Raw genomic sequence first — 13,821 nt, forward strand, 5'->3', positions numbered from 1 at the left:
TTGGATTAGAATGTCATATTTAAACCCAGGGTAAATGTGCGCATCGTAGGATACTTATCCCTGGAGTCATTACCCGGATCGAGCCCCAGTCGCGTAACTTCCGGATCGAGGCCCTTATAGCCGGTAATGCTGACCAGGTTAAGGGTCGATACATATACGCGAAGATTCTTCAGGTATTTAGCGCCGCCGTTGATGACATTGTAGCCAAGGGTTACGTTGTCGATCTTCCAGTGGTCACCATCCTCGATGTAGTGCGATACATAGGCGAGGGGAGAGTTAAGTCTCTTCTTGCCATACACGAGATCCATCGCACTCTTCAGCATATTATATTCTTTCACACTTGGGTTTTCATAATACATGCGCTGGAAATTGAGGATCTGGTAATCGAATGCACCACGCATACCGATAGCCAGGTCAAGTTTCTTGTAGCGGAAATTCAGGTTTAAGCCGGCAGTGTGCTTAGGGATACCATTGCCCAGGTATTTTTTGTCATTTACTTTCGCATCCTTGATCGGCTTGGGTTTTCCATCCTCTCCTTCAATGATCCATCCGCCGTTCTCATCAACATCGATCGAACGGTATCCGTAGAACATACCAACCGGACCGCCTACTAAAGTACGGTGTGTAGCTGTTTGGATGGGCTCACCGGTATATCCCGCCTCAAGAAACTGACTGGCCAGTTGGAATTTGGGATCAGATGAGATAGAAACCAACGTGTTCTTGTTGTATGACCAGGTGAGATTGGCATTCACTTCAAAATCGCGGGTACGGTAAACCTCAGCATTCAATAACACTTCGAAACCGGTATTCTTCATTTCGCCGGCATTGGCGGTGGTGAAGCCGTTCAGGTTGGGTGGCACAGGCACGGGGAAGTCATAGAGCATGTCGACCGTGTTACGTTGATACCAGTCGAGGCTACCGCTGATACGGTTCTTCCAGATCGCAAAGTCCAGACCAACGTTGTATTCTGTTTTCTTCTCCCAGCGAAGGTCCGGGTTGGGATTACGGGCTGGTTCAATGGGCTGTATCCACTGACCGTTGTACAGGAAACGGTTATTGCTGTAAACCATGCTGATCAGCGACAGGTACGAAGCAGTAGGCGTGGTACCGGTTACACCGACACCAGCCCTCAACTTAAGATCGTTGATGAAAGTGGCATTGGCCATGAAGTCCTCCCGGTTGATGCGCCAGCCGATAGAAGCGCCGGGGAAACTACCCCGTTTGTAATTCTCTCCGAACTTGGTAGAGCCTTCATTCCGTAAGCTCAGCATCACCATATACTTATCGTCAAATACATAATTCGCCCGCGCAAAGAAACCGATCAGGCGGTAATTATTCTTATAACTGCTCATGCCCACAGCGCCATTCTGCAACAGCAGGGCATCACCCGATTGTAATACGTTGTAAGAGTACAGGTCAGTAGGGAAATTGGAGTTGTTGGCACCGAAACCTTCATTGGTCACACTTTGCCAGCTATAGCCACCCAGCAGGGTCACCCGGTGCTGGTTGAAGCTACGGGTATAGTCGGCCGTGATCTCCATCAGGTTGTCGCGCATGTAATCCGTGCCACGGGATGCATAGCCGGTCCTTCTCAAGGTTTCAGAAGCCCGGTGTTTGTTGTTTTCAGCATAGCCGCTCAGCCCCGTCTGCTTAACGGTTGAAAGAAGCAGTTTGGCATTCAAACCTTTGATGGGCGAGTAGATGACATTGGCGCTATAACGGGTTTCATTCTGGACCGTTTCGCCGTCCACTTCCATAATGGGGCGAAGCGGGTTGTCGTAGTTATAGGCATTTGGATCTTCGCGGTAAAACCCGGCAGCATTGTATACACTATCTGTCGGGTTGCGGATTATAGCCTGCCGGTATATATACGCATAGTTGGGCGCAGCAAAGTAAGTACGGTTGCGGCCAATGATGTTCAGGTTGAACTTCAGCTTATTGTCGAGCATGGAATGGTTTACATCCACACGGCCGAGCAGCTGTTCGTTTTCGGAGCGCTTGAAGAAACCCTGCCATTGACGCACATTCACCGAGGCGATATAATTGGTTTGTGCGTTGCCGCCCTGCAGCGACAAGTTATGGGTATGACTTACAGGATTCCGGCTGATAACATCGAGCCAGTCTGTGGAAGTACCTTTGTCGAAGCTGGCGGGGAAAATGCCGTCTTTAATACCCTGGCGATATCCATCGGCATCCAGGAATTCCATCTTACGGGCAATGGTTTGAATATTCACCTGGCCTTCGTAATTAACGGTAGCCGGGCGGCTTCCTTTCTTGCGGGTGGTGATCAATACTACACCATTGGTACCCCGTGTGCCATAGATCGCCGCAGCCGATCCGTCTTTCAAAACGTCGATGGCTTCAATATCTTCCGGCGCTACGGTATTCAATGCTCCAGGGATACCATCGATCAAAACCAGTGGTTGGGTGGATGCAAAGATCGTGCTGTTGCCGCGAAGAGAGATCTGGGTGGTAGAGTTGGGATCACCGCTGGCAGTAACTACCGCTACACCGGCAACCTTGCCTTGTATCAACTGGCCCGCATCGCGGGCAAACCCCTTCGTGAAGTCTTCGGCCTTAACGCTGCCGATCGAACTGGTTACATCTCCTTTCCTTTGCTTGCCATAACCTACCACCACCACCTCATCGAGATTGCCGGTACGGTTTTGCATGGTTATCGAGAGCGTGGTTTGGGTGCCCACCTTCAGCTCTTGAGTGGCAAGGCCAGTTGCCGAGAATACCAGGATACTTTCGCCGTCTGTTACCTCGATAGAAAAAGCACCTCTGGCGTCGGTATAGGTGCCGCGCGGAGAATCCTTCACCTGTACCGAAACACTGGGAAGTGGAGTGCCCTTTGCGTCTTTTACAGTACCGGTAACCGTAATGGCAACCTTGCCCTTCTTGTGGAGGGGCCGGTCGGAGGCAAATGCGCTGACAGTGGCCGGTGATAAGCATAGCCAGGACGCTATGCCTACGCCAGCAATTAGCTTGATCATAAGCAATTTGATTTGTTTGTTTAGTGTTTATGTACAATCGTCACTTTCTGCTAGGAAAGGGTGTTATAGTTTATTTACTAAATGATTAGGGTACACTAAGTGATCGGGGCGATAAGGCGTATGGCAAAATGAGTCCCCGCCGGGTTTCACGGCCTTTGATTCAATGCATTTATAAAGGATATAACGAAAGTATTCCTTAGCAACAAATTATCGTTTATGGCATTTAACCGGCTATTGTCGGAAATTAACTTTAATTGTAAACAAGACAATTAATGAGCTGCCTGTGGGGTACTACCCTGGTTATACCGTTATGCTAAAACGTGATAGTGTGTTCTTGATGGGTATTTGCAAACGTTTCCGTTAATAAACAGGCAGTTGTGTAAAAAAAGATTGAACTTGGTATAGGTCTTCTAACGACCATACTAACTAAAACTATTGCTATGCCCAAGACAAGATTACTATTGGTGATCCTTGTATTGTTGGGGGCCATGAACGTTATTGCCCAAAACAAACAGGTATCCGGGAAAGTGCTTTCGCCCGACAACAAACCCCTCGCCGGTGTAACCGTGCAGATCAAAAACGCCAACCTCTTTACGACTACTGCCGACGATGGCAGCTTCACCTTGCAGACAACCAACGATAGGGTTGTGCTTCGCTTCTCCATGGTCGGCTTCCTGCAGCAGGAGTTGACCGTCAATGCCGGTTCGCCAGTTACCGTGTCCCTGAAAGAGGAAGTAAAGGACCTCGCCGATGTGGTTGTGGTGGGCTATGGAACGCAACGCAAGACGGATCTAACGGGCGCTGTAAGCTCCATGCGGGGCGATAAACTCCGTGAAATGCCCGTGGTGAGTGTTGAGCAGGCCATGCAGGGACGCATGCCCGGCGTGCAGGTACAGCAAACATCCGGACAGCCCGGCGCAGGGATCAGTATCCGCGTTCGCGGAGTATCATCCATAGCAGGCGGCAACGAACCGTTATACGTTATTGATGGATTGCCGCAGTTCAACGACGATGTGCGCGGCGCCAACGGCCTCGCCACCATCAATCCCTCCGATATAGAATCCATCGAAGTATTGAAAGATGCATCGGCAACAGCTATCTACGGCTCCAGGGGCGCCAACGGTGTGGTAATGGTTACCACTAAATCCGGTAAGGCCGGTCAGCCACGGATCGTATTGGAGAGTTCCTTCGGATTGCAGCAGGTACGCAAGAAGTTGGAAATGATGAACAGTACGGAGTATGTTGACTTTGCCAAAAGGTATTACGTCAATTCCGGTCAGGCGGCACCGGCAGAGCTCGCCAACTTCACGCCAACGATCAGTACCGATTGGCAGGATGAGGTATTCCGGACCGCCCCCTTGCTCAATACCAGCCTCAGCGTATCGGGCGGCACCGACAAGGGCCGGTATTATATATCCGGTGGATATACCGATCAGCAGGGCATCGTGCTGAATAGTGGCTACAAACGCGGCTCCATACGGGTTAATCTGGATAATAAGCTCAGCGATCATTTCAGCATACAAACACGCTTCACCGTATCCCGCGCCATACAGAACGGTTTTTCTCCTGCCGTAGGAGACAATACCCGCAACTTCGGCAAATCGGGTATTGGTTCCGTACTTCGTTCCATCTCTACCGTGGGTATTCAGAATGCCGATGGAACCTATACCGACACATCGCCTTTCGGCTTTAACGGTATCGATGTCGAAAACCCGGTGGCCGTGGCAAAAGAAGTGCTCGACCGCAATACCACCACCCGTATACAGGGGGGCATCGATATCCGCTGGACGATCGCGAAAGGACTTACCAACACCGCCAGGATATCCGGCGACTTCTACCATATTCGGCGCGATCTTTATTTCCCGCGCATACTTCCCCGCCTGGGTAATAATATTGGTTCAGCTGAGTTGGGCCAGTATGATAAGACCTCAGCACTGGCAGAGGATTTCCTGGAATACAAACACAGCTTCGGTAAAGACCTTACTATGGAAGCGATTGGAGGGGTGTCTTTTCAACGCGACCGCTACAACCAGACAGACCTGGCCGCCTCGGGTTTTGGCAGCGACGACCTCAAGAACTATAACTTCAGTTCGGCCAATACCGTTAGTAAACCCCTTACCGATGTTACAGAAAACACCATCATCTCCGCCTTCGGTAGGGTGAGGTTCAACCTGAAGGATAAATACCTGCTGGCCGCCAGCATACGCCGCGACGGTGCCTCGGTATTTGCCGAGAACAATAAGTACGGCGTATTCCCTTCCGTATCGGCCGCCTGGCGCGTTTCGGGCGAAGAGTTTATGGAACGCTTCGGTTGGCTGTCGAACCTGAAGCTGCGCGCCAGCTGGGGACAGGCAGGCAATCCCGCCATCAAGCCCTATCAGTCGCTGTTGCTCGGCAAAACGGTCAATACCGGTCAGGGAGCCGGTTCCGGACTGGCCGTGGGCGTGGCGCCCACTTTTCCCAATCCCAACCTGAAGTGGGAAACGACCGCCCAAACCAATATTGGGGTGGATCTTGGTTTATTGAGCGATCGGTTCCGGTTCACCTTTGATTACTATATCAAAAAGACGACCGACCTGCTGGCCCTGGTACAATTACCGCCGTCGGCAGGGGTTGGCTCGGGCATTGGTACCGGCCCCGGACAGATCATCGACAACGTAGGAGAAGTGGAGAACAAAGGCTGGGAGCTGTCGCTGGGCGCCAATATTATCAATTCGGAAGACTGGACCTTATCCGTTGATCTCAATTTCTCACAGAACAAGAATAAGGTCACTAAAACAAAGGACAACAAAGACATCCCCACCATCGCCGGCGGTAACGATGCCTCGGGTTCCAACAGTATCATCCGCGCCGGTCAGCCACTATCCGCGTTCCTTGGACCCAGGTTCCTGGGCCTCGACAAGGACGGCATACCCCTGCATGAAAACCTAAACGGTGATAAAGACAACAATGGCCGCGACATCATCAATGCGCTCGACAACCAGATACTGGGAAGTCCGTACCCCGATCTCTATTACGGTATATCGCCAACGCTTCGGTACAAAAAGCTATCCTTTAGCATGATCTGGGCTGGCGTAAGTGGTTCGCTGATCAATAATGTTGCGCTCTTCGAACTCACTACGCCGGTTATCTCCAACCAGTTCAATAAACTGAAAGCTGCCAATGAGTTTTATCCCAAGCCAAGTCTGTTGGCGGGTAACGCACATTTACGCTCCTCACGGTTTATGGAGAAAGCCGATTTCTTCCGCATGCGCAATATCCGGCTGGATTACACCTTCAACCTGAACAGCAGGGCTATTAAGAGTCTCAATGTGTATGTGAGTGGACAAAACCTCATCACCATCACCGATTATTCAGGATTCGATCCGGAAGTAAACACCTTCAATGGCAACGACCGGCGTCAGGGGGTAGATCTCGGCGCATACCCTTCTGCCAAAACCTATACCCTCGGATTCAGTATCAGTTTTTAACACCCTCCAATACCATAAATTTTTAAGATATGAGACCGACTAATTTATATGTGCTACTCATAACGCTGCTGTTGGTTGGCATCAGCCAGACCGGCTGCGATAAAATGCTGGAAGAAAAACCCAAAGCCACCTTGACCCTCGGACAGCTCACGCCTGATATCCTTGACCAAACACTCACCGGTGTGTATGAACCCCTCACCAGGAGCCGTGGCCGGCTTTGGGAATCAACGGTTGGCCTGGGAATAGAGCTGATGAGTGAGTATGCCGATGGAGGCCCTACGCAGGTAGCCTGGAGCAACTATAACAATATCATGAACAATCCAAACAGTCTGGGACAGCCGTGGACAACCCTGTACGAAGCAATAGGGCGTGCTAATTACCTGCTGGTGGCGCTGGATGCCAATACCACCCTGAGCAAGGATATCAAAGACAAGGCATATGGAGAAGCACGGTTTGTACGGGCTATCTGTTATTATTTTGCCGTACGGGTTTGGGGTAAAGTGCCATTGCGGTTAACGCCGATCGTCAACTCAAGCGATGTGGCGCTCGCCAAATCGGAAGTGCCGGTGATCTATAAACAGATCGTGGACGACCTGCAGTTTGCAGAAGGCGTACTGCCCAACAAAACCAGCGCGCCGGGACGTGCCACCAAAGGGGCTGCCAAAGTAGCCCTGGCCGATGTTTACCTCACGCAGGGAGATTACCCAAAAGCCAGGGAGAAAAGCAAAGAGGTCATCGATAACAAAGCCGTCTATGGTTATAACCTCGAAGCATCGCTGGCAACGGTCTATTCACCAACACTGCCCACCAACCTCGAAGATGTATTTTCATTGAAGTTTTCGCAGGTATTGGACAGGGGCGCATTCATGGCATCTTATTGGGCTGATTCTAAAGCAAAAGCCGCCGGCTATTCCGTGAGTGGCAATAAATTCGGCGGTATCATATCACAGGCGCCTTTGATCAAGAACTGGGATACCAAAGACCTGCGCCGCCAGTTCAGCCTGTATGATTCATACATCATCAACGGGGTAGTGACCAAAGCCGAAACAGAGTTGGATATGTACGAACTGCGCATGGGTAAATACAAAGATCCCAATGCACCTATCGATACCGGCAATGGCAATGACTTTTACCTGTACCGCTTTGCCGATATACTGCTGATCTATGCAGAAGCAGAAAACAAGGTGAATGGACCTACAGCCGCCGCTTACGAAGCGATCAACAAGGTACGCAGAAGGGCCTATGGAGTGCCATTTGATGACCCAAGCCTGCTGGCCGATCTGCCCGCCGCTTTGTCACAAACGGCCTTTGACGATATGGTCTTCCGCGAAAGAGGCTATGAATTCATTGGCGAATCGAAGCGCTGGTTCGATATGGTGCGTACCGGTCGCGCTGCCACACTGATTACCGAAGTGCGTAGCGTGATCAAACAGCCGGTTCGCAAACCAACACCCAATAAAACCATATTTGCATTGCCCGATGTAGAGTTGCAGAACAATCCATTGGCAAACTGATCGCACGAACAGAAAAAACATAGAATGGCTTGCGGCATTTTGCGTGCTGCAAGCCATTTTAGTGTAGGGTATTTTCGATACATTTAAGCAACGGTTGTTCACCACTCAATGCTATATGTAATGAAAATACCTGCTATCCTTTTGTTGTTCATTTGTTCCTTCGCCAACGCCCGGCAAACAGCCATCAATCCTGCACTGCTCAAAGATCAGTGGAAAGCCAGCTGGATAACCTGTCCGGATATCGCCGGTCGCGCCTATGGTGTCTATCATTTCCGGAAGACCTTTCAGGTAACCGCCAGGCCAGCCCGGTTCGTAGTGCATGTATCTGCCGATAACCGGTATCGCCTGTTCGTAAATGGCAAAGCCGTTTGTAATGGCCCGGCCAGGGGCGACCTGTACAACTGGTACTATGAAACCATCGATATCGCACCCTTCCTGCAGGCGGGCGCCAACACCATCGCAGCGCAGGTATGGAATATGGGCGAGCACGCCGCTGTAGCACAGATATCCAATCAAACCGCTTTCCTGCTCCAGGGCGACGCCGAACAGGAGCAGGTGATCAACACCAACCGCTCCTGGAAGGTATCGCAGAACAAAGCCTATTATCCCTGTTCCCTGGATAATGGTCCGCGCCTGCACACGTATATGGTAATAGGGCCGGGCGATAGTGTGGTGGCTGCGCAATACCCCTGGCAATGGGAAGGAGCCGGTTACAATGATGGTGCATGGACAACGGCAACTACGATCACATCACCGGTACCTGTGGGATATGGTACCGATAATTTGTGGACACTGGCCCCGCGCAACATACCCTTGATGGAAGAAAAGCAACAGCGTATACCATCGGTGCGGAGATCGGCAGGTATAGAGGCTTCCGGGGCATTCCTCGGGGGCAATCAGCCGTTGATGATACCTGCCCATCAAACAGTGAGCATACTCCTCGATCAAACGTACAATACAGTAGCCTATCCCGAACTCGTACTCAGCCGCGGCAAAGGCGCCCGGGTAAAACTCACGTATGCGGAAGCCCTCTTTGGTCCCGGTGGCAAAGCCAACAGGAATGAAATAGAAGGCAAACAGATCCAGGGGAATTTTGATGTGTTTGAAACCGATGGGGGAGAGAAGCGCCTGTTCAGACCACTTTGGCTGCGCACCTATCGTTACCTGCAGCTGGATATCACCACGAAAGAGGAACCCCTGGTGCTGGACGATCTGTATGGCATGTATACCGGTTATCCGTTCGAAGCAAAAGCCTCCTTCAGCAGCAATGATGCGTCCTTGCAGGAGATCTGGAAGGTGGGTTGGCGTACCGCGCGACTCTGCGCAGGAGAAACCTATTACGATTGCCCTTACTATGAGCAATTGCAATATGAAGGTGATACGCGAATACAGTCGCTTATATCACTTTATGTGGCGGGCGACGACCGGCTCATGCGAAAGGCCCTGCTCGACTTTTATTATTCGCGGGTGCCCGAAGGATTGACACAGGGGCGTTATCCCAGCAACAGGTTGCAGGTGATACCACCGTTCTCACTCTATTGGGTGTCTATGGTGTACGACTATTTCATGCATCGCCGTGACGAAGCCTTCCTTGGTCAGTTCCTGACAGGGGTTGAAGGAGTACTGAATTGGTACGAGAAACATATCGACAACAGCCGGCAGATGCTTGGCCCTATGAAGTGGTGGAACTTCACCGACTGGAATCATGCCTTCCCCATGGGAGTGCCCGATGGCGCCACTGATGGCAACTCCTCCATCCTTACGCTGCAATATGTGTACACCCTCAGGCAGGCTGCTGAGCTGTTTACCTATTTTAAGAAACCGGTCCAGGCGGCTCGCTACACGAAAACTGCGGCTGATCTTGCGCGGGGCACCTTCCAGGCATGCTTCGATACCAGCCGTCAGCTGATGGCCAATACACCTGCACGCAATACCTTCAGTCAGCATGCCGGTATTATGGGTGTGCTAACCGGAGCCGTGCCGGCACAACAGCAGCAGGCGGTGATGAACAAGGTGCTATATGATAAGTCGCTAAGTCAGGCTACCTTTTACTATAGGTTCTACCTCACCCTCGCATTAAAAAAGGCAGGCATGGGACAGTTGTATTACTCCCAGTTGAAGCCCTGGCGCGATATGCTGACGAACGGGCTCACCACCTTTGCTGAAAATCCCGATCCCACGCGCAGCGATTGCCATGCCTGGAGTGCAAGCCCCAATTATGATTTCCTGGCCACCATTTGCGGTATTACTCCGGGCGAACCGGGTTTTAAAAAGGTTCAGGTGATGCCACAACTGGGCGAACTGCAACAGGTAAGCGGTCGCATGCCACACCCTGATGGTGAAATTGTCGTGATGGTGCAGCGAAAAGGAAATAAGGGTGTACATGCCACCGTTATACTGCCCGGCACATTGACAGGCACATTTATTTGGAATGGCATTAAGAAAACATTGCATGCGGGATCGCAGGAAATAGACCTGTGATGCCCGGTTAGGCTTCGGTTATGGGTTTGCGATTGCAATTCGGTACACTGAAATTGTGCCTGATTACATTAATCTGCTGGTTCGGTCGGCTTGCGATTCAAATTGACGTGGAAAGTTGTCTATTTGGTTTAATCTTTTATTAACCAAAGCACAAGTTCACATGTCAAGAATCCTATCGCTATTTACCCTGCTGCTTATGTATGGGGTGATGGCCGTGGCTCAGACCAGAACCGTTACGGGGAAGGTCATCGATGAGAAAGGAGCTCCCATCCCTTTTGCCTCGATCCTCATTGAAGGTACCTCGAAAGGTACATCTACCAACGAACAAGGCTCTTTTTCAGTCGAAGCACAGCAGGGCGCTGTACTGGTTATTTCTGCCGCCGGCATGGAGTCCGAAAGGATCACGGTAAAGGCAGCCAATACCTATTCCGTTAGTCTTAAGAAGAGCGGAACGCTGGATGAAGTAGTTGTTACGGCACTTGGTATTCGTCGTAAACCCAAAGAATTGGGTTATTCGGCTTCCACGATCAAAAGTGAACAGATCACTGCCGCCAATAACCCCAACCTCGCCAGTGCATTGACCGGCAAGGTTTCGGGACTGATGATTACAAACGTTAACTCCAGTGTGCAGGGCAATACGCGGGTGGTTTTACGCGGCAATCGTTCAATCACGGGTAATAACCAGGCGCTGATTGTGGTAGACGGTGTACCGGTACCCAATAGCACGCTCGATTACCTCAATCCGAATGATATTGAAAGCGTAACTACCTTGAAAGGTGGTCAGGCGGCCACTTTGTATGGTTCGGATGGTGTTAATGGTGCCATTGTGATCAATACCAAGAAGGGTCGCAGCGGCCGTAATGTGGTAACCCTTACAAGCTCCGCGAACCTGGAACAGGTGAGTTTTATGCCCGAGTTCCAGAACGAATTTGGTAACGGTTCCGGATATGCTTATACTCCTGAACAGAATTTCAGATCATTCGAAAACCAGTCTTATGGAGCCAGATATGACGGTTCCCGGAGACCTCTTGGAAGGGTTACTGAAGATAATGACACCCTGATGGTGCCCTACACCGCCCGCCCCAATGAAAAAAGAAAGATCTGGGACCTGGGCAATGTGGTTCAGAACGATATATCTGTTTCCGGCGGAGACGAAAAAAGCTCTTTCTATATGTCCTTTCAGGATGCGTTGATTTCAGGTGTAACGCCTGGAGATAACCGTCGCAGGGATGCATTCCGGTTCAACGGAAGCAGAACTGTTGGCAAATTGAAGGCTGGCTTCCAGGCAACCTATGCACAGGATCGTTTTGATCGTACCAACGCAGATTTTTATAGTGCTGTACTGAATGCCGCAGCCCACGTTCCTTTAACGGAGCTGCGCGACTGGCAAACCAATAAGTTTGCAAATCCCAATGGTTATTACAATGACTATGTAAACAACCCCTGGTTCAACCTCGATAACCAGAGATGGAGAGGTAATACCAAGAGCTTCAATGGAAGCTTTGACCTGCAATACAGTCCAGTTAGCTGGTTTGGCGCCACTTACAGGTTGGGCCTTACGAATACAAACCTCGAAGAGAAGATCACAACCGGACAGTTCCTGTACTCCAACTGGGCAAAGAACGACGCTTATGTGCCTAAACCTTGGTCCAACGATTATGACGGGATCGATAGGGCTGGTGCCGATATTCTTGGCGGCGTGAGAGACAGGATCAATTCTGCCAACAGGGTTAACTCCGATCTGTTGGTCACATTCAAAAAGGATTTTGAAAATATTACTACCAGTTTGATCCTGGGTAACAACATCCAACAGCGTACTACCAATTACCTCAACGTTCAGTCAGGTTCAATTGTAATTCCAGAACTGTACAATATATCCAACAGGACTGGTGAGTTAGTCGGTGACCAAACTTACACCATGCAGAGAAAGTATGGCTTCTATGGCGACCTGACGGTTGGTTTAAATGATTACCTCTTTTTACATACCGCTGCCAGGAGAGATGGAACTTCTTTGTTCTTTAAGGAAGGTGCCGACAAATCATCTTACCAGTATTGGTATTATGGAGCAGATCTTTCGTTTGTCGTTACGGACGCGATCCCCTCACTGAAAACAGGCATACTTGACTATTTAAAAGTAAGAGCGGGATACAATAAGAATGCCAACGATAATATTGGAACGTATTCACTCGACCTGGTATATAACCTGGGTGCCGGCTTCCCCTATGGATCGTTACCGGGAACTACCGTTGACAATACATTTCCATCTGCTTCCTTGAAACCTGAGTTTGTAAAATCATTCGAGGGTGGCTTTGAATTGCAGTTGTTGAAAAACAGGATCGGTCTTGACTTTACTTACTACTACCAGGTATCCGACGGACAGATCATCGATGTCGATATGAGCGCTGGTACCGGTTATCGTCGTGCCCGTCTCAATGCAGGTCGTATGGACAATAAGGGTTTTGAAGCAGAACTGAAGGTACAGGCAGTGAAGACGAAGAATGTAAGCTGGGACGTGAACATCAACTACAGCTACAATGACAATGTGGTGAAAGAACTGTATGGTAATATGTCTGCGCTTTCACTCGGCACCAGTTATACAGAGTCCGGAGTTGTCACAGCCAATACGTATGCGGAAAAAGGAAACTCTTATCCATACCTGAAGGTTACGGCTTTCAAAAGAGATAGCCTGGGCCGTATTGTTGTGAATGCAACTACGGGATATCCGGTCAGGTCTACGGAAATGATGTCTATCGGTCGCACCATTCCCAAGCACAACCTGGGCATTACATCACGGGTTACTTATAAGAATTTTGCCCTTTCAGCGACCGCAGAGTATCGTGGTGGTCATTATGTTTTCCATGGTCTTGGCTCTACTATGACCTTTACAGGTGTTGCGGCGGTAACTACAAAATATGGTCGTGAGAACTTCGTGGTTCCCAATTCTTCTTATGATGATGGTACCGGTAAGTTTGTACCCAATACGTCAATTGCCGTAGCCGATGGTCACTGGGCATTTTGGGATAGCCATTTCAAATATGCGGGCGAAAACTTCGTGACCAAAGGTGATTTCTGGAAGTTGCGTGAAGTAAACCTTACATATTCACTTCCCGCTGCCATTGTGAACAAAGTTCGTTACCTGAAAAGCGCGTCCTTCAGCCTGATCGGTCGCAACCTGCTGACCCTGTTGCCCAAAGACAATGTCTATACCGATCCTGAGTTTGCCAGCACAACAGGTAATGGCGTTGGTATCAACAATACACTCAATACACCTCCTGTGCGTTCCTATGGCGCTACATTGGCGCTCACTTTCTAAAATGCACTTGATTAATCAACCTTGTATAGATAATAAAGAAACTAAGA

General features: G+C 50.0%; 5 protein-coding genes. 4 read left to right on the plus strand and 1 reads right to left on the minus strand.

Annotation, left to right across the window (positions count from 1 at the left end; genetic code table 11):
* Nucleotides 1-5: 5 nt before the first annotated feature.
* Nucleotides 6-2,996 carry a SusC/RagA family TonB-linked outer membrane protein gene (locus P2H89_RS06760; protein ID WP_275825820.1) on the minus strand — a complete coding sequence of 997 codons (2,991 nt, stop codon included), beginning with the start codon at nt 2,994-2,996 and terminating at the stop codon, nt 6-8.
* Nucleotides 2,997-3,436: 440 nt separating this feature from the next.
* On the opposite strand from P2H89_RS06760, the gene P2H89_RS06765 reads away from it, so the two are divergent.
* The 4 genes from P2H89_RS06765 to P2H89_RS06780 all read left to right on the plus strand — a co-directional run bounded on the left by P2H89_RS06765 (nt 3,437) and on the right by P2H89_RS06780 (nt 13,774).
* Nucleotides 3,437-6,466, plus strand: coding sequence for a TonB-dependent receptor (locus P2H89_RS06765; RefSeq protein ID WP_275825821.1), 3,030 nt, complete (start codon nt 3,437-3,439; stop codon nt 6,464-6,466).
* A 29-nt stretch (nt 6,467-6,495) separates the two neighbouring features.
* Entirely contained in the window at nt 6,496-7,980 is a 1,485-nt protein-coding gene (locus P2H89_RS06770; protein WP_275825822.1) for a RagB/SusD family nutrient uptake outer membrane protein, read from the plus strand.
* A 120-nt stretch (nt 7,981-8,100) separates the two neighbouring features.
* Nucleotides 8,101-10,461, plus strand: a complete 2,361-nt coding sequence (locus tag P2H89_RS06775) for an alpha-L-rhamnosidase N-terminal domain-containing protein (protein WP_275825824.1) — start codon at nt 8,101-8,103, stop codon at nt 10,459-10,461.
* Nucleotides 10,462-10,621: 160 nt separating this feature from the next.
* Complete coding sequence (locus P2H89_RS06780) at nt 10,622-13,774, plus strand: SusC/RagA family TonB-linked outer membrane protein (protein ID WP_275825825.1); 3,153 nt, start codon at nt 10,622-10,624, stop codon at nt 13,772-13,774.
* The last annotated feature ends 47 nt before the right edge of the window (nt 13,775-13,821 follow it).

Source organism: Paraflavitalea sp. CAU 1676 (assembly GCF_029223285.1).
Classification (GTDB): domain Bacteria; phylum Bacteroidota; class Bacteroidia; order Chitinophagales; family Chitinophagaceae; genus Paraflavitalea.

What these genes read in the sequence shown, in the direction of transcription:
- P2H89_RS06775 (WP_275825824.1), top strand. Translation starts at nt 8,101, where the DNA reads ATGAAAATACCTGCTATCCTTTTGTTGTTCATTTGTTCCTTCGCCAAC.
- P2H89_RS06760 (WP_275825820.1), bottom strand. Translation starts at nt 2,996, where the DNA reads ATGATCAAGCTAATTGCTGGCGTAGGCATAGCGTCCTGGCTATGCTTA.
- P2H89_RS06780 (WP_275825825.1), top strand. Translation starts at nt 10,622, where the DNA reads ATGTCAAGAATCCTATCGCTATTTACCCTGCTGCTTATGTATGGGGTG.
- P2H89_RS06765 (WP_275825821.1), top strand. Translation starts at nt 3,437, where the DNA reads ATGCCCAAGACAAGATTACTATTGGTGATCCTTGTATTGTTGGGGGCC.
- P2H89_RS06770 (WP_275825822.1), top strand. Translation starts at nt 6,496, where the DNA reads ATGAGACCGACTAATTTATATGTGCTACTCATAACGCTGCTGTTGGTT.